Origin of the sequence: Streptomyces fuscichromogenes (assembly GCF_014645815.1) — a bacterium.
Taxonomy (GTDB): Bacteria; Actinomycetota; Actinomycetes; order Streptomycetales; family Streptomycetaceae; genus Streptomyces; species Streptomyces fuscichromogenes.
This window is the reverse complement of sequence record NZ_BMML01000009.1, coordinates 378,523-399,809: the sequence shown is the minus strand read 5'-3', so window position 1 is coordinate 399,809 and position 21,287 is coordinate 378,523. Positions and strand designations below refer to the sequence as shown.

The window sequence follows — 21,287 nt, the reverse complement described above, 5'->3', positions numbered from 1 at the left end:
ACCGGAGGTCTTCGCCGTGATCAAGCCCGGCCAGTGTCAACAACGCTCGTGATCAATACACCTAGGGCCTGTCGGGCTCCAGGAACTCCAGTCGGTTGCCGACGGGGTCCTCGGAGTAGCAGCGGCGGTGGCCGGGGAGGGCGTCGTCCCAGGTGACGGGGGCGCCATGGGCGGCCAGCCGGGCGGCGAAGGCGTCGATGCCGGTGACCCGCAGGCCGGGGTGGGCCTTCTTCGCCGGCCGGAAGTCCTCCTCGACGCCCAGGTGCAGCCGGACGGCACCGGCCTCGAACCAGCAGCCGCCGCGCGCCGCGAGCGCGGGCGGCTTGGGCACCTCCGTCATACCGAGGACGTCCCCGTAGTACGCCCGCAGCGCGTCCTCCGAGCCGGGCGGGGCGGCGAGCTGGACGTGGTCGACGGCGGCGAGCATCAGCCCTCCCTGCGGGCGACGGCGAACAGCCGGCGGAACGGCAGGACGGTGCCGTACGGGGCGCTCGGGTAGGCCTCCCGCAGCAGGTCGCGGTACTCGGCGACGAAGGCGTCCCGGGCCTCGGGATCGTCGCCGAGGACGGTGAGGGCGGGGCGCAGCCCGGTGCCCTTGACCCAGTCGAGGACGGGGTCCTCGCCCTCCAGGACGTGCAGGTAGGTGGTCTCCCAGACGTCGGTGGCGCAGCCGAGGCGGGCGAGCCGGTCGAGGTAGACGGCGGGCGGGTGGACGGAGTCCTCGTGGCGCAGGACGTCGGCGAGCCGGGCCTTCCAGCGGGGCGTGGCGGCGAGCTCGCGCATCAGGGCGTGCAGCGGCGCGTCGATGTTGTTCGGCACCTGGAAGGCGAAGCTGCCGCCGGGGACGAGCGCGTCCAGCCAGTCGGCGAAGCGGTCGAGGTGGCCGGGGACCCACTGGAGCGCCGCGTTCGACACGATCAGGTCGTACGGCCGTTCGGGCGCCCAGCCGCGCAGGTCGGCGTGGGCGAAGTCGAGGCGGCCGCCGCCCGGGGTGGGTCCGGCGTGTTCGGCCTGGGCCTTGTCGAGCATCGCGGTCGAGTTGTCGTAGCCGGTGATGTGCGCGGTGGGCCAGCGGTCGGCGAGGACGGCGGTCACGTTGCCGGGGCCGCAGCCGAGGTCGGCGACGGCCGGGGGTTCGCCGGGGAGGGCGGGGACGCGGGCGAGGAGGTCGCCGAAGGGGCGGGCGCGGTGGCCGGCGTGGCGGAGGTACTGGGCGGGGTCCCAGGCGGGCGTCGTCATGCGCACCACTTTCCCCGCCGAGATATCTTGATGTCAAGAGACTCGACATCAAGAGACTTCATGTCGACACAACCACTACACTGATCGCCATGGAGGACGAGGTCGATCGGCTGGTCGCTGCGTGGCGCCGGGAGCGCCCGGACCTCGACGTGGAACCGCTCGAGGTGCTCAGCCGGGTGAGCCGGCTGGCGCGGCACCTGGACCGGGCACGTCGGCTGGCCTTCGCCGAGCACAGCCTGGAACCCTGGGAGTTCGACGTGCTGACCGCGCTCAGGCGCGCGGGCACGCCGTACCAGCTCTCCCCCGGGCAGCTGCTGACCCAGACCCTGGTCACGTCGGGGACCATGACCAACCGGATCGACCGGCTGGCCCAGAAGGGCCTGGTGGAACGGCTGCCGGACCCCAGCGACCGGCGGGGCGTGCTGGTACGCCTGACCGCCGAGGGCCAGAACCGCGCGGACCAGGCCCTGGCCGGCCTGCTGGCCCAGGAGCGAGCCATCCTCGGCGAGCTCTCCCACGCCCAGCGGACCGAACTCGCCGGTCTGCTACGGCAGTTGACGGCGCCGTTCGACAACATCCCCGGTTAGGCAGCGCCCCCGAAGGGGCGCGGGGCTGTATCAATATGCGGCTCCGCCGCGTGGGCGCGACCAGCCACGACGGCGCCGCAATCGACATACGGCCTGGTGCGCCGCTCAGGCGCTGCTGCTCTCCTCCGGCATGATGCGCCCGGTGGGCCCCAGATCCACCGGCCCCACTCCGGCCCTCCGCGCCAGCGCGACCGCCGCCAGGGTGGAGTGGACGCCCAGTTTGCCGAGGACGTTCTGCATATGGGTGCGGACGGTGTGCGGGGAGAGGAAGAGGCGCTCGGCGACGGCCTTGCGCCCCAGGCCGGCCACCATGCACCGGAGCACTTCCCGCTCCCTCGGGGTGAGGGACTCCACCAGGCGTTCGCTCTCGGTGCGGTGCTTGCGGGCGGCGGTCAGCTCCCGCAGCACCCCGGTGAGCAGTGCGGGCGGCAGATGCGTCTCGTCGCGCAGCACCCCCCGGATGACGTTCAGCAGCCGGGACAGCGAGCAGTCCTTGGCGACCCAGCCGGAGGCGCCGGCCTGGAGGGCCAGGGCCGCGCGCCGCGGGTCGTCCTTCTCGGCGAGCACCACGACCCGCACGGCCGGGTGGGCCGAGCGGACGCCGACGACCAGCGATATGCCGTCGACCAGCCCCTCCTCGTTGGCCTCCTGCACCGGCACGGCCGCCCGGCCGCCCGGCAGTTGACCGCCCAGGTCGGCGTCGACGAGCAGCACGTCGTAGCGGCGGCCCTCGGCGACCGCGCGCTCCAGGCAGCGCAGCGCGGCCGGACCGCTGCCGGCCGCGGACACGTCGACGTCGGGCTCGGCGGCCAGTGCGGCGGCCAAGGACTCGGCGAAGATGCGGTGGTCGTCAACGACCAGAACTCGGATGCGAACCACGAAACCCCCTTCCCCAATGCTCTTCACGAGCAGGGGATACCCCAAGGTCCGGAGAACGACGAACCATGCGGACACGACACCCACGGGAGGACGGAGCCGCACGGCCGCCGCCGTGCCTGAACTGCTACCCCCACCGCGGGCGTCGTATCCGACTTGTCTCGCCCCCTGATCAGCACCGGCCCCCACCGGTACTGCTCATCAGAGTACGGCCGGGCGCCGGGAGCGGAAGGCAATTTGCAGAACTGCCCGGCCGACGCGTTTATGGTGTGCCGCATGTTTCGTATTGAGGCGGAAGTCGACAAGGAACGACGCGATCTGCTTCGCGCTCGGCTGCTGGCCACCAACACCGAGGCCTCCCCGGTCCTGGCCGCCCTGCGCGGCACCCCGGCCGAACGCGAGCTGCCGCTGCACCTGTGGGCGATGGACGAGGGTTCGGGCGGCCTGGCCGGCGGTCTGGTCGGGCACACCTGGACGACCTGGCTGCACGTCACCTACCTCTGGGTGGACGCCCGCCACCGCGGCTCCGGCCTCGGCGGGCGGCTCCTCGCGGAGGCCGAGCGCATCGCCCGCGAGGACCGCGCCTGCACCGCCGTCCGCCTGGAGACCTGGGACTTCCAGGCCCCGGAGTTCTACCGGAAGCAGGGGTACGACGTGGTGTGCGTGATCCCCGACTATCCGCCGGGGACCACGGAGTACACGCTGACGAAGCGGCTGGGCTGAGCCTCAGCCCCGGTCCCGCCGCGCACCCGCCGACGGCACCGCCTCGAACACCCGCGGGGCGGTGAAACCGGCCGCCGCGAAGGCCTCCTCGACCGCCTTGGTGATCGTGTCGACGTCGGCCGCCTCGGCGAGGACGATCGCCGAGCCGCCGAAGCCGCCGCCGGTCATCCGGGCGCCCAGCGCACCGGCCGCGTTCGCCGCCTCCACGACCAGGTCCAGCTCGGGGCAGGAGACCTGGAAGTCGTCGCGGAGCGAGGCATGGCCCTCGGTGAGGACCGGCCCGATGGCGCGGGTGTCGCCCGCTTCGAGAAGGGCGACGACGCGCTCGACGCGGTGGTCCTCGGTGACGACATGACGGACCAGGCGCCGTACCTCCGCCTCGTCGCCGAGGCGTTCCAGCGACGCGTCGAGGTCGGCGTAGGCGATGTCCCGCAGCGCGTCCACGCCGAGCAGGGCCGCGCCCTTCTCGCAGCCGGCCCGGCGCTTGCCGTACTCGCCGCCGCTGTGCGCGTGCTTGACCTGGGTGTCGACGACCAGCAGCCGCATGCCCTCGGCCGCGAGGTCGAAGGGGATCTGCTTCTGCGAGAGGTCGCGGGTGTCCAGGAACAGGGCGTGTCCGGCCTCGCAGCAGGCGGACGCGGTCTGGTCCATGATGCCGGTCGGCGCCCCGACGTAGACGTTCTCCGCGCGCTGGCACAGGCGGGCCAGCTGCCAGCGCTGCAGGCCCAGTTCGTAGAGGTCGTTGAGCGCGAGGGCGATGACCACCTCCAGGGCCGCGGAGGAGGACAGCCCGGCGCCGGTCGGCACGGTGGAGGCGAGGTGGACGTCGGCGCCGGTGACCGGGTGCCCGGCCTCGCGCAGCGCCCAGACCACGCCCGCCGGGTACGCCGTCCACTCCCGGTCGGTGCCGGGTTCCAGGGCGTCGAGGGAGAGCTCGACGACCCCGCCCTCGACGTCCGAGGAGTGCAGCCGCAGTACGCCGTCACCGCGGCGGGCGACGGCGGCCGTCGCCACGTGCGGCAGCGCGAAGGGCATCACGAAGCCGTCGTTGTAGTCGGTGTGCTCGCCGATCAGGTTGACCCGGCCCGGCGCCGCCCAGACGCCGTCGGGAGCCGTTCCGTACAGCTCCTCGAAGGCGTCCGTGACCTGCTGTGCTGCCCCCACCTACTGCTCCCTCGCTGCGCTGATGGTCTGCGCGAACTCCCAGGCGTCCGCGACGATCCCCGCGAGGTCCGCGCGGGTCGGGTTCCAGCCCAGCTTCTCGCGGGCGGCGGCCGCCGAGGCGACCAGGACCGCCGGGTCGCCGCCCCGGCGGGGGGCCACGACCTCGGGGATCGGGTGGCCGGTGACCTGCCGGACCGTCTCGATGACCTCGCGGACCGAGAAGCCCTCGCCGTTGCCGAGGTTGCAGATCAGGTGCTCGCCGGGCTGCGCGGCCGTCAGGGCCAGCAGGTGGGCGTCGGCCAGGTCCGCGACGTGGATGTAGTCGCGCACGCAGGTGCCGTCGGGCGTCGGGTAGTCGTCGCCGAAGACCGAGATGGCCTCGCGGCGGCCCTGCGCGACCTGGAGGACCAGGGGGATCAGGTGCGACTCGGGGTCGTGCCGCTCGCCCTGCGCGCCGTACGCCCCGGCCACGTTGAAGTAGCGCAGGGAGACCGCGCCCAGGCCGTGCGCGGCGGCCTCGCCGGTGATCATGTGGTCGACGGCGAGCTTGGTGGCGCCGTACGGGTTGGTCGGCTGCGTGGGGGCGGTCTCGACGATCGGGACCTGCTCCGGCTCGCCGTAGGTGGCCGCCGTGGAGGAGAAGACGAGCTTGCGGACGCCGGCCTCGCGCATCGCGGCGAGCAGCGCCATGGTGCCGCCGACGTTGTTGTCCCAGTACTTCTCGGGCTTCACGACCGACTCGCCGACCTGGGAGAACGCGGCGAAGTGCAGCACCGCCTCGTAGGAGGAGTCCAGCCACTTGGCGGCGTCGCGGATGTCGCCCTCGACGAAGGCGGCGCCCGCGGGGACGCCCTCGCTAAAGCCCGTGGAGAGGTTGTCGAGGACGGTGACCTCGTGGCCCGCCTCCAGCAGGTGCTGGGCGACCACGCTGCCGACGTAACCCGCCCCGCCCGTCACCAGGTACTTCATCAACTCGCTACCTCTCGCAGTCGCTCGGCCGCGCGCTCCGGCGGCACGTCGTTGATGAACACGCTCATGCCCGACTCGGAACCCGCGAGGAACTTCAGCTTGCCGGACGTTCGGCGGATGGTGAAAAGCTCCAGGTGCAGCGCGAAGTCGTCGCGCGTGACACCCTCGAACTCCTCCAGCGTCCCGAACGGCGCCTGGTGCCAGGCGGCGATGTAGGGCGTGGGAGGCTCACCCTCACCGAAGATACGGTCGAAGCGCCTCAAGAGTTCCAGATAAACCTGGGGGAACTCTGAGCGTGCCGCCTCGTCGAGCCCGAGCAGGTCGGGGACGCGGCGCTTCGGGTACAGGTGGACCTCGTAGGGCCAGTGTGCCGCGTAGGGCACGAAGGCGGCCCAGTGTTCACTCTCAAGGACGACCCGCTCGCCGGCGAGTTCACGCGCGAGCACGGCGTCGAAGAGGTTCTCCCCGCCGGTGGCCTCCTTGTGGGCGGCGAGTGAGCGCAGCATCAGGGCGGTGCGCGGGGTGGTGAAGGGGTAGGCGTAGATCTGGCCGTGCGGGTGACCGAGCGTCACGCCGATCTCCTCGCCCCGGTTCTCGAAGCAGAACACCTGCTCGACGGAGGGGAGGTGCGAGAGCTCCGAGGTCCGGTCGGTCCAGGCGTCCAGGACCAGGGCCGCCTGCTCCTCGGTGAGGCTCGCGAAGGACGCGTCGTGGTCCGAGGTGAAGCAGACCACCTCACAGCGCCCGGAGTCACCGGCCAGCGAGGGGAAACGGTTCTCGAAGACGACGACGTCGTACGACGAGTCCGGGATCTCGCTCAGCCGGTCGCCCTCGGTCGGGCACAGCGGGCACTGGTCGGCCGGCGGGTGGTAGGTGCGGCCCTGCCGGTGCGAGGCGATGGCCACCTGGTCGCCGAGCAGCGGATCCCGGCGGATCTCGGAGGTGGTGTGCGTCCGCTCCAGCGGACGGCGGTCCACCGCGTCCCGCACGGTGTCGTCGCGCAGGTCGTAGTAGATGAGTTCGCGACCGTCGGCCAGCCGGGTCGAGGTCTTCTTCACTGCGGACTCCCATTGATCGAGCCAGCCAACCATCAAACAGAACCGAACACACCAAAACACAACTCACCACGGCAGTCAACATTGCAATCAATCAAGGTGCGACAACGAAAGTGTTGAATTACCGGGTGCAGAACCCCACAGATGCGCCTGTATCACCCACATCCCTCGCGGCGGGGCTGCGGCTCCCCACCAACGGCCTGGACTACGCGATCCTCGCGATCTACTTCGCCGTCGTCCTGGGCATCGGCTTCGCGGCCCGCCGGTCGGTGCGGACCAGCCTCGACTTCTTCCTGTCCGGGCGGTCGCTGCCGGCCTGGATCACCGGTCTCGCGTTCATCTCGGCGAACCTGGCCGCCACCGAGATCCTCGGCATGGCCGCCAACAGCGCGCAGTACGGCGCGTACACCGTGCACTGGTACTGGATCGGCGCCATTCCGGCCATGGTCTTCCTGGGCCTGGTGATGATGCCCTTCTACTACGGCAGCAAGGTCCGCTCGGTCCCCGAGATGCTGCTGCTCCGCTTCGACAGAGCCGCACACCTGCTGAGTTCGATCCTGTTCGCCTTCGCGGCCGTCCTGATCGCCGGTGTGAACCTGTACGCCCTCGCGATCGTCGTGGAGGCGCTGCTGGGCTGGCCGCAGTGGGTGGCGATCGTGGTCGCCGGCGCGTTCGTGCTGGCGTACATCACCCTCGGCGGTCTCTCCTCGGCCATCTACAACGAGGTGCTGCAGTTCTTCGTGATCCTGGCCGCCCTCATCCCGCTGTCCGTGCTGGGCCTGAAGAAGGTGGGCGGCTGGGACGGTCTGGTCGACAGGCTCACCGCCACCCACGGCCACAACTTCACGACCGCCTGGGGCGGCACCGGCATCGGCTCCGCCAACCCGCTCGGCGCCAACTGGCTGACCATCGTCGTCGGCCTCGGCTTCGTGCTCTCCTTCGGCTACTGGACGACGAACTTCGCCGAGGTGCAGCGCGCCCTGTCGGCGAAGAACCTCTCCGCCGCCCAGCGCACCCCGCTGATCGCCGCCTACCCGAAGATCTTCATCGTCTTCCTGGTGATGATCCCGGGCCTGGTCGCCGCGGCACTGGTGCCGAACATCGGCAGGTCCGGATCCGGCCTCCAGTACAACGACGCGATCCCCTACCTGATGTCCCAGCTGCTGCCCAACGGCGTGCTCGGCATCGCGGTCACCGGACTGCTGGCCGCCTTCATGGCCGGCATGGCGGCCAACGTCTCGTCCTTCAACACCGTGTTCACCACGGACATCTGGGCGAAGTACGTGGTCAGGGGCCGGGAGGACGCGTACTACGTGCGTTTCGGACGGCTCATCACCGTGATCGGCGTCTGCGCGTCCATCGGCACGGCGTTCCTGGCGTCCTCGTTCTCGAACATCATGAGCTACCTCCAGACGCTGTTCTCCTTCTTCAACGTGCCGATGTTCGTCGTCTTCGTCGTCGGCATGTTCTGGAAGCGCGCCTCGGCGAAATCCGGCTTCTGGGGGCTGCTCGCGGGGACGGTGACCGCGATGGTCAACTACTTCGTCCTCTACAGGAAGGGCGTCATCGGCATCCCCACCGACCAGGGCGCCAACTTCGTCTCCGCGATCGCCGGGTTCGTCGCCGGCGCGGTCGTGATGGTGATCGTGTCCCTGTTCACCGCGCCCAAGCCGGAGGCGGAGCTGGAGGGCCTGGTCTACGGCACCCGGTCCCCCGGCATGGCCGAGCCGCCCGCGCCCGGCGACGAGGCCTGGTACCGGCGGCCGGCGCTGCTGGGCTGGGGTGCGGTGATCCTGGCCGCGCTCTGCTACATCCCGTTCTCGTTCTGACCGCCGTCGCTGTTCGCTGGAGAATGGAGAGACCATGACCGACGACTCCGGGCACTCCGGGTTCCACTACTCCGAGCAGGACGTCCAGCGCGAGGTCACCGAGCTGGAGAGCAGGTCCACGACCGCGGCGCGGATCTTCGACCTGCGGCGGATCATCGGCGGCCTGTTCGTCCTGTACGGCGTCATCGTCACGATCACCGGGATCACGGACTCACAGGCCGAGATCGACAAGGCGCAGGGGATCAACATCAACCTGTGGACCGGGATCGGGATGCTGTTGCTAGGGGTGTTCTTTCTGGTGTGGCTGTGGTTGCGGCCGGTGCCTCCGGCGGAAGAGGCCGGGAGATAGCCGACGGTTGTTGTTCGGCTGCCGGTGCGGGGAGGGCTGGTCGCGCAGTTCGCCGCGCCCCTAAAGGGGCGCTTGTGTGCCGCCGTTCAGAGGGCCGGCCCTGTCCAGCAGGCCTGTCCTGGCCGCCAAGGCCGCCGCCTCCAGTCTCGATCCCACGCCCAGCTTCATCAGGACCCTCTGCACATGGGTGCGGGCCGTGCTCGGGGCGATGCCCATGCCCGCGGCGATCAGCCTCGTGTCCTCGCCGTCGGCGACGCGCACCAGGACCTCGACCTCCCTCGGGGTGAGCATCTGGAGAAGGCGCTGGCCCTCGTCGTCGGGCTGGGCGGCCGGGTTGAGGAGTTCGCCGAAGGCGCCCTGCAGCAGGGCGGGTGCCACGGCGGCCTCCCCGGCCCGCGCCTTCATGATCGCCCGCTCGACGCCCTCTATCCGCTCGTCGTGCCGTACGTACCCGGAGGCACCCGCGGCGAAGGCCGCCGCGATGCCCCGCGGGGACGGCACCGGGCCCAGCACCACCACAGCGACCTGCGGCCGCTCCTTCTTGATCCGCACCACCGGGTCGAAGATCCCCGGCTCGGCCGGTGCCGCCGTACCGAGCAGGCACACCTCGGGTGCCCGGGTGATCACCAGCTCCGCCGCGCCCGCGGCCGGTGCCGCCGCGGCCAGCACCCGGTGGCCGCGCAGTTTCAGCGCAGAGGCCAGCGCCTCGGCGAGCAACCGGTGGTCGTCGACCACCATGAGCCGCACTCCCATAGAGCAACCCCCCAGTCCCCCCAATGGATGCCCCACTATGGATGCCCACTGGTCCGCATGGACAGAGGGCCCCCCGGCGCCTCGTCCTTCATGCCCCCGGAAGCTACACGCTTGTTCGACGTTGCGCTGCCCCTACTGATGAGAAGTGCCCCGGATCGGAGGAATCTCTGGGTTTTCTCGTATTCGCGGGTCAAGAGCGCGTATCAGCCACCCGTGCCGAAAGCGGAGACCAGATACTCCTTGGCCGACGTGGCGGAGCCGGCGGTGTGGGCGAACACGGCGGACAGGTAGAGGCGTCCCCGGGAGTAGAGGATCTCGGCGTACTGCGGTGACATGCTGGTCTCCACCGCCTTGACCGCCGTCGTCGCCGGGTTCTCCAGCAGTTCGGTCTCCTTGAACGACCCGCCGTCGATGCTGACGACCTGGGCGCCCTTGTCGTACGGCGCGTTCTTGTACGCGATCACATCGGAGCCGTCCATGCGCAGGGGCGTGATCGTGTAGTTGTCCCCGGCGTCGGCGCGCTGGCCGGTCTGCCTGCCGGTGGCCAGGTCGAAGGCGACGATCTCGTTGGTCTTCGTGTACTCCCCGTCGCCGTCGTGCTCCTCGGTCGCCAGGTAGAGCCTGTCGTTGCCGACCACCACTCCCGAGCACTTCTCCAGCTCGTAGATGCCGTCGCAGCGGGCCGCATAGGAGCTGCCCGGCGTGGAGATACGGGTGCGCAGCGCGCCGGTCCTGCTGTCGATGGAGAAGACGTCCGAGAAGCCGCTGCCGTCGCCCGCGCTGTCGTTGACGTCGGCGGCCACCACCAGCGGGTCGGTGGACACGACGCTCGCGTAGTCGATGCCGGAGGCCATCTTGTACTCGGAGAGCACCTTGCCTGAGACCGGGTCCAGGGTCTGGATGTGCAGCTGGCCGGCGTCGCCGCTGCCGCACCTGCGGATCGCGACCAGCTTGGCGCCGCCGCCGTAGCCGGCGTCGTAGCAGCTGTCGGCCGGCTTCGGCTGCCAGCGGACCTTGCCGGAGGCGAGGTCGAAGGCGGCGCCGCCGCTGGTGCCGCCGACCGCGACCGTCTGCTGGGCGACCGTCACATTGTCGAAGTTGACCGGGACATCACCGGACTTGATCGTCTTGGTCCACAGTCGTTTTCCCGCGTTCAGGTCGATCGCGGCGACCTGGGTGCAGCCGGCCGTGGAGCCCTTGGCGGGCATCTTCGGCTGGAAGACGACCGCCGTCCGGCCGTCGGCGCTGGCGTGTCCGCTGGCGCGGCAGACCGGACCGGGCAGCGGGACCGTCCACAACTCGGCGCCCGAGCCGGGGTCGTAGCCGGTGATCCGGGCTATGCCGCTCTTCGCGTACACCTTGTCGGTGAGCCAGGAGCCGGCGGTGACGGTCGTGTCCTTCGCCGTGGGCAGCGGGACCTGGAAGAGGACCTTGGCGGCGGGGTCCGCGGGCACCTTCTCGGTGCCGTTGCCCTTCCTGCCGCCGCTCGCGCCCTTGTCGCCGGTGCCGCCACCGGAGCTCGCGGTGTCGTCCTTCCCGCCGTCGCCGCCGCTGGACCTGGCGTACCAGATGCCGCCGCCGACGATCAGCGCGATGGCGACGACCGCGGCGAGGACGATGAACAGCACGGCGTTGTTCCGGCCGGGGCCGGAAGCGGGGCCGGGGCCGGCGGGTTGGCCGGGCGGGCCGCCCGGGTAGCCGTAACCGGGCTGGGGCGGCTGGTTCGGGTAGCCGTAACCGGGCTGCTGGGCGTACGGGTTCGGGGGCTGCTGCGGGTAGCCGTAGCCCGGCTGGGGCCGGGGTGCGCCGAAACCGGGCTGCTGCGGGGGCTGGTTGGGCGGGGGCGGGGGCGGCTGGGTCATGACAGGGGTACCTCGGGAGACGGCGCGTGCGACGGCTGGGGACGGCGTGGACTGCTGGACGGCACGGGACGGTCCCCGCTCAGTTGCCGAAGGCCATCATCAGCTTCTCCTTCGCGTCGTCGCTGCCGGTCAGCCGCGTGGAGGAGACGTAGAAACGTCCGTCGGCCCAGTCGACCGCGCCGTCGTAGAAGCCGCCCTCGATGTCGGCGGTGTGCTGCGGGTTCTGCAACAGCCTGGTGGTGGGGTGGGCGGAGCCGGTGGTGGGGATCGACACGACCCGGCCGCCCGCGTCGTACGACGGCCGCACGTACGCGACGAGTCGGCCGCCCTCGACCTCGACCGGGTACATCGACTCGTCCGTCGGGGACTTCGTGCGCCACTTCGCCGTGCCGTCGGTGAGGCTGATCGCGACGATCTCGTTACCGCCGCCGCTCACGTCGGTCGGCAGGTAGAGGGTGTTCGCGTCGACGGCCACGCCCTGGCAGCCCTGGAGGTCACGGCTGAGGATCGCGAAGCCGCACTGGGGCGCGAACTTCTCGTTGACCTTGACCTCGGATCGGAACGTGCCCTTGTCGTCGAGGACCGAGATGTTCCAGGCCTTCTTGTCCTCGTTGGTCAGGTAGACCACGAGCGGGTCGACGGAGTAGGTCCGCTCGACCGTCCAGCCCTTCTTGATCGGCCGGGTCCACTCGACCTTGCCGGTGGCCGGGTCGAGCCGCGAGATCTCGTCGTGCTCGGCGCTGCCGCCGGCGGCGCAGGACGCCACCTCGACCAGCCGGTCCGTGCCGCCCGCGAACGCCGTCGGGAAGCAGGCCGCGCCGTACTTCTTCTTGTCGTACAGCTTGTGGCCGCTGTCGAGGTCGTAGGCCGTGCCCGACTCGGAGCGGCCCACCATCAGCGTCTTTCCGCTGAGCGTCAGCTCGATGCTGAGGGCGCTGTCGAACAGCCCGCCGTCGGCGACGGTCGCGGTCCAGCCCTGCTTGCCCGTGTCGAGGTCGATCTCCCGCAGCTGGTTGCACTTGGCGCGGTCGCTGGTGCCGTTCATGTAGGCGACGACGATCCTGTCGTCCGCCGACTTCTGCGAGGTGACCGCGCAGATCTTCTGCGGGAAGGTGATCGGGGCCCAGGCCGGGTCGCCGTCGCCCACCCTGTACGCGAAGACCTGCTTGTACGCCGCCTTCACCGCCGTTTTCGAGGTGATCCACATGCCGGGCGCGTCGGCGCCGGAGGCGGGCGCGTCGGGTGCCGACTTGTACCAGAGCACCTTGGCCTCGCCGGACCTGCGGCCCGCGTTGAGGTTCTCCGGGTCCGCACCGCCGTCGCCGCTGCCGTCACCCGGGTTGACCGGGGTGCCGGTGCCGGAGGCCCTGGGGTCGTCGGACTGCTGGGCGACCGGCTTCCTGCCGCCGCCCCCGTTCCCGGTCACGGCGTACACGGTGCCGCCGACGACCAGCAGGCCCGCCACCGCCGCCGCGACGATCAGCGCGGGCCTCCCCTTGAACGGCCCGCCGCCGGAGGGCGGGACCGGCCCGGGTCCACCCGGGCCGCCGGGGTACGGCGGCTGCTGGGGGTGGCCGTACCCGGGCTGCGCCCCGTACGGACCCGGTGTGCCGTAGGGGCCGGGGACGGGCTGCTGCGGGTAGCCGTAACCCGGCTGCGGGGCGCCGAAACCACCCTGCGCGGGCGGCTGCTGCGGAGCGCCGAAACCGCCCTGAACCGGCGGCTGTTGCGGAGCCCCGAAACCCCCCTGTGCGGGCGGCTGCTGCGGGGCGCCGAAACCGCCGCCCGGGGGCGGCGGGTCGTGCGGCGCTCCGAAAGCGCCGTGCGGCGGCTGGCCGGGCGGCTGTGTCATCAGCGTTCTTCCCCCTCGTTCACTGATTTCGAGCCATGCCCGAGGCTGGTGGCGGACCCTCGGTCGCACTCAGGCAGTTCTCAGACTGACCTTTCTACCACCCGGCACCGACAGCCCACGGGCCCCCATGTGCCGCTGTTCCCAAGGGAGAACCGGCCCGTGATGCCGTCGTTACGCGCCTTCACGCCCCCTTCACCGGGCCCGCGCAAGGGGGTTGCGCGGGGACCGCGGAGGGCTGATTCACGCCGGTGGCGGCTACGCGTCCTCCGCCAGTTCCAGCCAGCGCATCTCCAGTTCCTCGCGCTCCGTGGCCAGATCGCGCAGCTGGGCGTCGAGTTCGGCGACCTTCGCGAAGTCCGTGGCGTTCGCGGCGATCTGGTCGTGCAGCTTGGTCTCCTTCTCGGAGACGCGGTCCAGCTGCCGCTCGATCCGCTGGAGTTCCTTCTTGGCGGCGCGCTGGTCGGCGGCGCTCCGCTCGGCCGTGGCGGCCTTGGGGGCCGCGGACGTCGCGGCGACCGCCTCCTCCATGCGCTGACGGCGCTCCAGGTACTCGTCGATACCGCGCGGCAGCATCCGCAGGGTGGCGTCGCCGAGGAGGGCGAAGACCCGGTCGGTGGTGCGCTCGACGAAGAACCGGTCGTGGGAGATGACGATCATCGAGCCGGGCCAGCCGTCGAGGACGTCCTCCAGCTGGGTGAGGGTCTCGATGTCGAGGTCGTTGGTGGGCTCGTCGAGGAAGAGGACGTTCGGCTCGTCCATGAGGAGGCGCAGCAGCTGGAGGCGGCGGCGCTCACCGCCGGACAGGTCGCCGACCGGCGTCCACTGCTTCTCCTTGCTGAAGCCGAACGTCTCGCACAGCTGCCCCGCGGTCATCTCGCGCCCCTTGCCGAGGTCGACGCGCTCGCGGACCTGCTGGACGGCTTCCAGGACCCGGGTGGCGGGGTTCAGCTCGGCGACCTCCTGGGAGAGGTAGGCGAGCTTGACGGTCTTGCCGACGACGACCCGGCCGGCCGCCGGCTGCTCCTCGCCCTCGGTCCGGGCGGCCTCGGCCATGGCGCGCAGCAGCGAGGTCTTGCCGGCGCCGTTGACGCCGACCAGGCCGATGCGGTCGCCGGGGCCGAGCTGCCAGGTGACGTGCTTGAGCAGCACCTTGGGTCCGGCCTGGACGGTCACGTCCTCCAGGTCGAACACGGTCCTGCCGAGCCGGGAGGAGGCGAACTTCATCAGCTCGGAGGTGTCGCGCGGCGGTGGCACGTCCTTGATCAGCTCGTTGGCGGCCTCGACCCGGAAGCGCGGCTTGGAGGTACGGGCGGGGGCGCCGCGGCGCAGCCAGGCCAGCTCCTTGCGGACCAGGTTCTGCCGCTTGGTCTCCTCGGTGGCCGCGATCCGCTCGCGCTCCGCGCGGGCGAAGACGTAGTCGGAGTAGCCGCCCTCGTACTCGTAGACGTCGCCGCGCTGGACGTCCCACATGCGGGTGCAGACCTGGTCGAGGAACCACCGGTCGTGGGTGACGCAGACGAGGGCCGAGCGGCGCTCGCGCAGGTGCCTGGCCAGCCAGGCGATGCCCTCGACGTCGAGGTGGTTGGTGGGCTCGTCGAGGACGAGCAGGTCCTGCTCCTCGATGAGCAGCTTGGCGAGCGCGATGCGCCGCCGCTCACCACCGGAGAGCGGGCCGATGACGGTGTCCAGGCCCTTGGGGAAGCCCGGCAGGTCCAGGCCGCCGAAGAGGCCGGTGAGGACGTCCCTGACCTTGGCGTTGCCGGCCCACTCGTGGTCGGCCATGTCGCCGATGACCTCGTGCCGGACGGTGGCGGCCGGGTCGAGGGAGTCGTGCTGGGTGAGGACGCCGCTGCGCAGTCCGCCGGAGTGGGTGACGCGGCCGGTGTCGGCCTCCTCCAGCTTGGCGAGCATCCGGATCAGGGTGGTCTTGCCGTCGCCGTTGCGGCCCACCACGCCGATGCGGTCGCCCTCCGACACGCCGAGCGAGACGCCGTCGAGCAGGGCACGGGTGCCGTAGACCTTGCTGACGTTCTCGACATTGACCAGGTTGACGGCCATTTCACTCCTGCGCACGGGGGATGGATCGCCCGTCCAGGGTAGTCGGAGGTCAGCCGTGGTCCTTCTGCTCCTCCTGGCGCCGCCGGTACCACCAGACCGCGGTCAGCGGCAGCGCGTCGGGGTCCGTGCCGGGCTCCAGGGGTCCGACGCGCTCCTCGGCCGCCATGCAGCGCGGGTCGTCGCGGACGGCGAGCGCCGCGACCGCGTACGCGCGCGTGCGCTGCCGCTCGTCGTGCGTGAGCTCCACCAGCACGTCCCCGATCTCCGGCTCGGGACCTCGGCAGTGCCACAGCCAGTAGCAGGTGCGCTCGCGTACCTGGGGGTCCGGGTCGCGGGCCAGGGTGAGAACGGCGGCCAGGGCCTCCGGGCGCAGCACGCCCTCGTCGCCGCCCAGCAGTTCGGGCACCCAGCCGCGGATCCGGGGATCGGGGTGCGTGACGTACGCCAGGCCGATGGCGTCGGCCTCGGGGCCGCTCAGCCACGTCAAGCCGTTGAGCAGGACGGCGAGCACGTCCGTGTCCCGCTCCCGCTCGGCCCAGGGAACGAAGGCGAGGGCCCGGTCCTGAAGGGTGGGCTCGCGGCGCTGGGCGTCCGCGATGATCGTGCTCAGCAGCACGTCCGCGGCGAAGAGCCGGAGCAGCGGATCGGGGTCGCGGCCGAGCCGGGTGGCCTCGGCCCAGGTCTCGTCGTCCAGCCGCGCGCCCAGCGCCAGCACCGATGCCGTCCACACCTCGTGGTCGCGGTCCGGGCGGGTCAGGGCGCGCGCGAGCAGTTCGGCGAAGGGCGTGCGCAGCCGCAGCCTCGCCTCCAGGTCGGTGAGGAAGGCCGCGTGCCCGTCGCCCAGCGTCAGCCCGCCGAGGGTGAGCCGCTCGTGCCGGCAGCCGATGTCGTCCTGCTGCCAGGTCCGCCCGACGGGGCCCGGCAGACCGGTACGGCGCCGCAGTTCGGCCTCCGGGTCGATGCCCGCCAGGCGGCGGGCCCGGTCCAGCAGTTCCTCCCGCGCCGGTCCGGGGCGCAGTGCCACGTCGGGGAAGACGGTCCGGGTCAGTCCGGGCGATCCCTCGTCCATCGCCCGCAGCAGCGGGGTGGTGCCGTCGGGCAGCCGCCGCAGCGGGTCGGCTCCGGCCTGTACCAGGGCCTCGGCGACCGGCTGGTCGTGCGCCGAGATCGCCCGGCACAGCACCGGCAGGCCCGTGCCCCCGTCGAGGACGTCCGGATCGGCGCCGGCGTCCAGCAGTTCCCGGACCTGTGCGGCGTCCCCACGCCGTACGGCCGCCGCGAGCCGCTCCGCGTCTGCGTCTGCGTCTGCGTCTGCGTCTGCGTCTGCGTCTGCGTCTGCGTCTGCGTCGGGGACGCGCTGGTGGGCGGCCGCGACGAGTTGGTTCGCGTCCGCGTTCCCCGTGTCCATGTGTGCGCTCCCTCCCCCGCCCGCCCGCGTCCGAACCGGCCGAGGGAGCGGAGCCTACGCGCTCCGCCGGAAGTGCCGCGACACGCCGTGCGTCGGCTGCTGCGCCGTCGTGGCCGGCCGCGCCCGCGCGGCGGCAGCCGCATATCGGATACGGCCCCGCGCCCCTTCGGGGCGCTACCGCGCGGCGGCCCGACGGGTCACCGTGGCGCCCGGCGCCGGGGCCGTCGCCGTGCGTACCGTGCGGCAGGTGCCGGAGGCGCGCAGGGCGTCGGCGATCTTCGTGGCCGCGTCCGGATCCCGCGCGAGGAAGGCCGTCGTGGGCCCCGAGCCCGAGACGAGCGCGGCGAGCGCTCCGGCCCCGCGCCCCGCGTCCAGCGTGTCGGCGAGCTCCGGGAAGAGGGACAGGGCCGCGGGCTGGAGGTCGTTGGAGACGGCGGCGGCCAGCGCGTCCGCGTCCCCCTTCGCCAGCGCTTGGAGCAGCTGTGCGGAAGCCACCGGCTCCGGGATGTCCCGCCCCCGCGCCAGCCGGTCGAACTCGCGGAAGACGGCCGGCGTCGACAGCCCCCGCTCGGCCATCGCGAACACCCACTGGAAGGTGCCGCCGGTCTCCAGCACGGTCAGCCGCTCGCCCCGCCCGGTGCCGAGGGCGGCCCCGCCGACCAGGCTGAACGGGACGTCGCTGCCCAGGTCGGCGCAGATGGCGAGGAGTTCGGCGCGGGAGGCGCCCGCCCGCCACAGCTCGTTGCAGGCGAGCAGCGCGCCCGCGCCGTCCGCGCTCCCCCCGGCCATGCCGCCGGCGACCGGGATGTCCTTGACGATGTGGATGTGCACGGCCGGTTCGATGCCCCGGCGCCCGGCGAGCGCGATGGCGGCACGGGCGGCGAGGTTGGTGCGGTCCAGGGGGACCTGTTCGGCGTCGGGGCCCTCGCAGGTGACGGTCAGTTCGTCGGCGGGGGTGACGGTGACCTGGTCGTGAAGGCCGACGGCGAGGAAGACGTTGGCCAGGTCGTGGAAGCCGTCGGGGCGCGCGGCGCCCACCGCGAGCTGGACGTTGACCTTGGCGGGGACGCGTACCGTGACGCTCACTTGCCGGACTCCTTGTGTTCGGCGATCCTCGCGAACTCCTCGACGGTCAGCGCCTCCCCGCGGGCCTGCGGCGAGACCCCGGCCGCGACCAGCGCCGCCTCGGCGGCCGCCGCGGATCCGGCCCAGCCGGCGAGCGCCGCCCGCAGGGTCTTGCGGCGCTGTGCGAACGCCGCGTCGACGACCGCGAAGACCTCGCGCCTGGCGGCCGTCGTCTTCAGCGGCTCCGCGCGCCGGACGAGGGAGACCAGCCCGCTGTCGACGTTCGGGGCGGGCCAGAAGACGTTGCGCCCGATGGCGCCGGCGCGCTTCACCTCGGCGTACCAGTTGGCCTTGACGGACGGCACGCCGTACACCTTGTTGCCGGGTCCGGCGGCGAGCCGGTCGGCGACCTCGGACTGCACCATCACCAGCGTCCGCTCGATGCTCGGGAAGGTCTCCAGCATGTGGAGGAGGACGGGGACGGCGACGTTGTAGGGGAGGTTGGCGACCAGCGCGGTCGGCGGGGGGCCGGGCAGCTCGGTGACGTGCATCGCGTCGGAGTGGACCAGCGCGAACCGGTCCGCGCGCGTCGGCATGCGCGCCGCGATCGTCGCGGGCAGGGCACCGGCCAGCACGTCGTCGATCTCGACCGCGGTGACCCGGTCGGCGGCCTCCAGGAGCGCGAGCGTGAGGGACCCGAGCCCCGGGCCGACCTCCACGACGACGTCGTCGGGGCGGACCTCGGCGGTGCGGACGATACGGCGGACCGTGTTGGCGTCGATCACGAAGTTCTGGCCGCGCTGCTTGGTGGGGCGTACACCGAGCGCTGCCGCGAGCTCACGGATGTCGGCGGGGCCGAGGAGGGCGTCGGGGGCGGGGCTGCTCACGGGACAAGGGTACGGGCCGCCGGGGACGCCTTTGGCCGGTCACCTGTGCAGCCGTGCCCCGCAGTGCGGCCAGGGCGTGGAGCCACGGCTCACGTAGAGCTTCTTGGCGCGGAACGTCTGCTCGTCGGCCGAGGCGTCCTGCGGGCGCCCGCTGCCGCCGAGGCTGTGCCAGGTGTGGGTGTCGAACTGGTAGAGGCCGCCGTAGGTGCCGGAGGCGTCCACCGCGTGCGGGCGGCCGCCGGACTCGCACGCGGCGAGGCCGCGCCAGTTCAGGCCGTCGGCGCCCGTCACGGAGTCCGGGTGCGGTTTGGTCCCCACCTGCACGAGCTGCGCGCGGGGCTCCCGCACCACCTCGGAGGTCTCGCGGCGCGGCTTCTGCCGGACGCCGTTGACGGAACGCAGGTAATAGGTCACCCGGCGCAACCCCGGCCGCCCGGCCCGCTCGACCACCTCGGTGCCCTTGAACAGCGTCGGGTCCGCCGTCCGCCGCACCTCGAACGGGATGGTCTCCTCGCGCACCTCCCTGCTGCCCGTGACGCGCAGCACGGTCACCGTCTGCCCGTCGCGCGGGAAGCCGGACAGCGGCACCGAGGTGGCGTCCAGGCCGTGCAGGGTGATCCCGGCCTCCTCCACGGCGTCGCGGACGGTCGCGGCGTTGGTGCGGATGGTCCGGGTCCGGCCGTCCGCCAGGATCGTGACCGTGCGCTCGGTGCGTACGTCGAGCGCGAGCCCGGCGCGCCCGATCCGCTGGGAGCGCGAGGCCGACAGGTACGCGCCCTCGGCACGCACCCCCAGCTGCTGGAGCGCGCCGTCCACCGTGCGCGCCGTCGTCCACACCTCGCGCGGTTCGCCGTCCAGGGTGAGCCGTACGGGGCGGCCGTAGTGCACCGCCACCTCGTCGCCGCTGGCCAGTGCCGTGCCGGGGGCGGGCGCCACCACGTCGTGCGCCCCGACCGGTACGCCCTCCTCCCGCAGCAGGCCGGTCACGTCGTCCGCGAACGTGTGCAGGGTGCGCGGCCTGCCGTCCACGGTCAGCTCGATCGCCTTGTCCTTGGCGAGGAACGCGGTGGTGCCGCCCGCGAGGAACGCGACGACGAGCGCCTGCGGCAGCAGACGGCGCACGGCGGACTCCGGGCGCCGGGAGTACCGCGCCTTGCGCCGGCGTGCGGAGCGGCGCCCCGTCATGGCGCGGGCACCCGGCTCACGCGCCTCGCCCTGCGCACCGCGCTCGCCCTGCGCACCGCGCTCGCCCTGCGCACCGCGCTCGCCCTGCGCACCGTGCTCGCCCTGCCGTGGCAGCGCCGGTCCACTCGCCTGCGCCTGCGCCGCGGCCTGCGCGGCGGCCTCGTACGCCGGGCGGTACGTGTCACCGCCGTACGCCGCCCCCGAGGCCGCGCCGAACGCCGTGCCGTATGCCATCGTCTCGGCGTCGTGCACGCCGTACATCTCCCGCACGCCGTGCACTCCGGGCGCGCCATGAGGGTCGTACGCCCCAGGCGTCCCGTACTGCGATGTGCTCACGCCGACACGCTCCAGAAGGCCAGAGGGGTCCGGATCGGGCCCCCAGAACCTAGCGGAGCTCCCGTCACTCTCCAAAGCGGCACGACTACGCACGGTCGCGGGCGGACCATGGCGCGCCCCGCGAACGTTATGCGCCGGTTATGATCGATATACCCTCAGTAGTCGAAGGCGCGGGCCGTGTTCGCGCCCAGCGCCGTCGCCAGCGCGTCCTCGTCGATACCGCGCACGGCCGCCATCGCACGCACCGTGACCGGAACGAGATACGGGGCGTTGGGCCGTCCGCGGTACGGCGCCGGGGTCAGGAAGGGCGCGTCGGTCTCCACCAGGAGCAGTTCCAGGGGGGCCACCGCCACCGCGTCCCGCAGGTTCTGGGCGTTCTTGAAGGTGACGTTGCCGGCGAAGGACATGAAGTAGCCCTCGCGGGCGCACTCCTCGGCCATCGCGGCGTCCCCGGAGTAGCAGTGGAACACCGTGCGCTCGGGGGCGCCCTCCTCCTTGAGGACGCGCAGGACGTCGGCGTGGGCGTCGCGGTCGTGGATGACCAGGGCCTTGCCGTGCCGCTTGGCGATCTCGATGTGGGCGCGGAAGGAGCGCTCCTGGGCGGCCTTGCCCTCGGGCCCGGTGCGGAAGTAGTCCAGGCCGGTCTCGCCGACCCCCTTCACCTGGGGCAGCCCGGCCAGCCGGTCGATCTCGGCCAGCGCCTCGTCCAGCGCCGCGTCGCCGCCTCCCGCACGGACCCCTTGCCGGGACCAGCCGTCGGGGTCCCCGTGCACGATGCGCGGGGCCTCGTTGGGGTGCAGGGCGACGGTCGCGTGGACGTTCCCGTACGCGGCGGCGGTGTCGGCCGCCCACCGCGAGCCCTTGATGTCGCAGCCGACCTGGACGACGGTCGTCACACCCACCGACGCGGCCTTCGCGAGACCTTCCTCGACCGTGCCGGACTGCATGTCGAGGTGGGTGTGGGAGTCGGCGACGGGCACCCGCAGGGGTTCCGGGAGCGGCGGCGCCGTGTTCTTGTCGGCCGTACGGGAAGCCGGACCGGTGGCGTTCGAAGGCATGCCCCGATCCTACGAAAGGGGCACGCCCGCCG

19 protein-coding genes are annotated in these 21,287 nt (G+C 72.2%); 4 read left to right on the top strand and 15 right to left on the bottom strand.

Annotated elements, in window-relative coordinates; all coding sequences use genetic code 11:
* Positions 1–61: 61 nt before the first annotated feature.
* Complete coding sequence (locus tag IEZ11_RS22280; protein ID WP_189264577.1) at positions 62–427, bottom strand: VOC family protein; 366 nt, start codon at positions 425–427, stop codon at positions 62–64.
* The gene (locus IEZ11_RS22275; protein WP_189264576.1) at positions 427–1,239 is read right to left on the bottom strand and encodes a trans-aconitate 2-methyltransferase; all 813 of its coding nucleotides are present in this window, start codon (positions 1,237–1,239) and stop codon (positions 427–429) included. The genes IEZ11_RS22280 and IEZ11_RS22275 overlap by 1 nt, the downstream gene beginning before the upstream one ends.
* 89 nt (positions 1,240–1,328) lie before the next feature.
* Here IEZ11_RS22275 and tamR point away from each other — a divergent pair, with 89 nt between their 5' ends.
* Entirely contained in the window at positions 1,329–1,826 is a 498-nt protein-coding gene (gene tamR / locus IEZ11_RS22270; RefSeq protein ID WP_189264575.1) for a MarR family transcriptional regulator TamR, read from the top strand.
* Positions 1,827–1,931: 105 nt separating this feature from the next.
* On the opposite strand, the gene IEZ11_RS22265 is transcribed toward tamR, so the two are convergent.
* On the bottom strand, positions 1,932–2,705 hold the full coding sequence (locus IEZ11_RS22265; protein WP_189264574.1) for a LuxR C-terminal-related transcriptional regulator: 774 nt from the start codon (positions 2,703–2,705) through the stop codon (positions 1,932–1,934).
* Positions 2,706–2,966: 261 nt separating this feature from the next.
* Between IEZ11_RS22265 and IEZ11_RS22260 the strand changes: the two genes are divergently transcribed.
* On the top strand, positions 2,967–3,425 hold the full coding sequence (locus tag IEZ11_RS22260) for a GNAT family N-acetyltransferase (RefSeq protein ID WP_189264610.1): 459 nt from the start codon (positions 2,967–2,969) through the stop codon (positions 3,423–3,425).
* A 3-nt stretch (positions 3,426–3,428) separates the two neighbouring features.
* Here the strand turns inward: IEZ11_RS22260 and galK are convergent, their stop codons facing one another.
* From galK to galT, 3 genes are read right to left on the bottom strand one after another with little or no spacing between them, the layout of a single operon-like run.
* A complete protein-coding gene (galK, locus tag IEZ11_RS22255) occupies positions 3,429–4,589 on the bottom strand; it encodes a galactokinase (RefSeq protein WP_189264573.1) in 1,161 nt (386 codons plus the stop codon).
* Entirely contained in the window at positions 4,590–5,558 is a 969-nt protein-coding gene (galE, locus tag IEZ11_RS22250) for a UDP-glucose 4-epimerase GalE (RefSeq protein ID WP_189264572.1), read from the bottom strand.
* A complete protein-coding gene (gene galT / locus IEZ11_RS22245) occupies positions 5,558–6,616 on the bottom strand; it encodes a galactose-1-phosphate uridylyltransferase (RefSeq protein WP_189264571.1) in 1,059 nt (352 codons plus the stop codon). The genes galE and galT overlap by 1 nt, the downstream gene beginning before the upstream one ends.
* A gap of 125 nt (positions 6,617–6,741) precedes the next feature.
* Between galT and IEZ11_RS22240 the strand changes: the two genes are divergently transcribed.
* Both IEZ11_RS22240 and IEZ11_RS22235 read left to right on the top strand, forming a co-directional pair.
* The gene (locus IEZ11_RS22240; RefSeq protein WP_189264570.1) at positions 6,742–8,442 is read left to right on the top strand and encodes a sodium:solute symporter family protein; all 1,701 of its coding nucleotides are present in this window, start codon (positions 6,742–6,744) and stop codon (positions 8,440–8,442) included.
* 34 nt (positions 8,443–8,476) lie between these two features.
* Complete coding sequence (locus tag IEZ11_RS22235; RefSeq protein ID WP_189264569.1) at positions 8,477–8,791, top strand: hypothetical protein; 315 nt, start codon at positions 8,477–8,479, stop codon at positions 8,789–8,791.
* A gap of 60 nt (positions 8,792–8,851) precedes the next feature.
* Here IEZ11_RS22235 and IEZ11_RS22230 read toward each other — a convergent pair whose 3' ends face one another.
* The 9 genes from IEZ11_RS22230 to IEZ11_RS22190 all read right to left on the bottom strand — a co-directional run bounded on the left by IEZ11_RS22230 (position 8,852) and on the right by IEZ11_RS22190 (position 21,255).
* Complete coding sequence (locus IEZ11_RS22230; RefSeq protein WP_189264568.1) at positions 8,852–9,544, bottom strand: helix-turn-helix transcriptional regulator; 693 nt, start codon at positions 9,542–9,544, stop codon at positions 8,852–8,854.
* A 203-nt stretch (positions 9,545–9,747) separates the two neighbouring features.
* Positions 9,748–11,406 carry an outer membrane protein assembly factor BamB family protein gene (locus tag IEZ11_RS22225; RefSeq protein WP_189264567.1) on the bottom strand — a complete coding sequence of 553 codons (1,659 nt, stop codon included), beginning with the start codon at positions 11,404–11,406 and terminating at the stop codon, positions 9,748–9,750.
* Positions 11,407–11,485: 79 nt separating this feature from the next.
* Positions 11,486–13,258 carry an outer membrane protein assembly factor BamB family protein gene (locus tag IEZ11_RS22220; protein ID WP_189264566.1) on the bottom strand — a complete coding sequence of 591 codons (1,773 nt, stop codon included), beginning with the start codon at positions 13,256–13,258 and terminating at the stop codon, positions 11,486–11,488.
* Positions 13,259–13,513: 255 nt separating this feature from the next.
* Positions 13,514–15,316 (bottom strand): ABC-F family ATP-binding cassette domain-containing protein, encoded by a 1,803-nt coding sequence (locus IEZ11_RS22215; RefSeq protein WP_189264565.1) that lies wholly within the window; start codon positions 15,314–15,316, stop codon positions 13,514–13,516.
* A 49-nt stretch (positions 15,317–15,365) separates the two neighbouring features.
* Positions 15,366–16,724, bottom strand: a complete 1,359-nt coding sequence (locus tag IEZ11_RS22210) for an ankyrin repeat domain-containing protein (RefSeq protein ID WP_189264564.1) — start codon at positions 16,722–16,724, stop codon at positions 15,366–15,368.
* A gap of 174 nt (positions 16,725–16,898) precedes the next feature.
* Positions 16,899–17,810 carry a 4-(cytidine 5'-diphospho)-2-C-methyl-D-erythritol kinase gene (locus tag IEZ11_RS22205; protein WP_189264563.1) on the bottom strand — a complete coding sequence of 304 codons (912 nt, stop codon included), beginning with the start codon at positions 17,808–17,810 and terminating at the stop codon, positions 16,899–16,901.
* Positions 17,807–18,676, bottom strand: coding sequence for a 16S rRNA (adenine(1518)-N(6)/adenine(1519)-N(6))-dimethyltransferase RsmA (gene rsmA, locus IEZ11_RS22200; protein ID WP_189264562.1), 870 nt, complete (start codon positions 18,674–18,676; stop codon positions 17,807–17,809). Before rsmA ends, IEZ11_RS22205 begins: the two co-directional genes overlap by 4 nt.
* Positions 18,677–18,715: 39 nt before the next feature.
* A complete protein-coding gene (locus IEZ11_RS22195; RefSeq protein WP_444544935.1) occupies positions 18,716–20,122 on the bottom strand; it encodes a ubiquitin-like domain-containing protein in 1,407 nt (468 codons plus the stop codon).
* 230 nt (positions 20,123–20,352) lie between these two features.
* Positions 20,353–21,255, bottom strand: coding sequence for a TatD family hydrolase (locus IEZ11_RS22190; RefSeq protein WP_189264560.1), 903 nt, complete (start codon positions 21,253–21,255; stop codon positions 20,353–20,355).
* Positions 21,256–21,287: the final 32 nt, after the last annotated feature.

Excerpts from the sequence above, each read along its gene's own strand:
- galE (WP_189264572.1), bottom strand. The coding sequence starts at position 5,558 with ATGAAGTACCTGGTGACGGGCGGGGCGGGTTACGTCGGCAGCGTGGTC.
- IEZ11_RS22230 (WP_189264568.1), bottom strand. The coding sequence starts at position 9,544 with ATGGGAGTGCGGCTCATGGTGGTCGACGACCACCGGTTGCTCGCCGAG.
- IEZ11_RS22235 (WP_189264569.1), top strand. The coding sequence starts at position 8,477 with ATGACCGACGACTCCGGGCACTCCGGGTTCCACTACTCCGAGCAGGAC.
- IEZ11_RS22275 (WP_189264576.1), bottom strand. The coding sequence starts at position 1,239 with ATGACGACGCCCGCCTGGGACCCCGCCCAGTACCTCCGCCACGCCGGC.
- IEZ11_RS22190 (WP_189264560.1), bottom strand. The coding sequence starts at position 21,255 with ATGCCTTCGAACGCCACCGGTCCGGCTTCCCGTACGGCCGACAAGAAC.
- IEZ11_RS22260 (WP_189264610.1), top strand. The coding sequence starts at position 2,967 with ATGGTGTGCCGCATGTTTCGTATTGAGGCGGAAGTCGACAAGGAACGA.
- IEZ11_RS22195 (WP_444544935.1), bottom strand. The coding sequence starts at position 20,122 with ATGTACGGCGTGCACGACGCCGAGACGATGGCATACGGCACGGCGTTC.
- IEZ11_RS22220 (WP_189264566.1), bottom strand. The coding sequence starts at position 13,258 with ATGACACAGCCGCCCGGCCAGCCGCCGCACGGCGCTTTCGGAGCGCCG.
- IEZ11_RS22280 (WP_189264577.1), bottom strand. The coding sequence starts at position 427 with ATGCTCGCCGCCGTCGACCACGTCCAGCTCGCCGCCCCGCCCGGCTCG.
- IEZ11_RS22225 (WP_189264567.1), bottom strand. The coding sequence starts at position 11,406 with ATGACCCAGCCGCCCCCGCCCCCGCCCAACCAGCCCCCGCAGCAGCCC.
- IEZ11_RS22215 (WP_189264565.1), bottom strand. The coding sequence starts at position 15,316 with ATGGCCGTCAACCTGGTCAATGTCGAGAACGTCAGCAAGGTCTACGGC.
- tamR (WP_189264575.1), top strand. The coding sequence starts at position 1,329 with ATGGAGGACGAGGTCGATCGGCTGGTCGCTGCGTGGCGCCGGGAGCGC.
- IEZ11_RS22210 (WP_189264564.1), bottom strand. The coding sequence starts at position 16,724 with ATGGACACGGGGAACGCGGACGCGAACCAACTCGTCGCGGCCGCCCAC.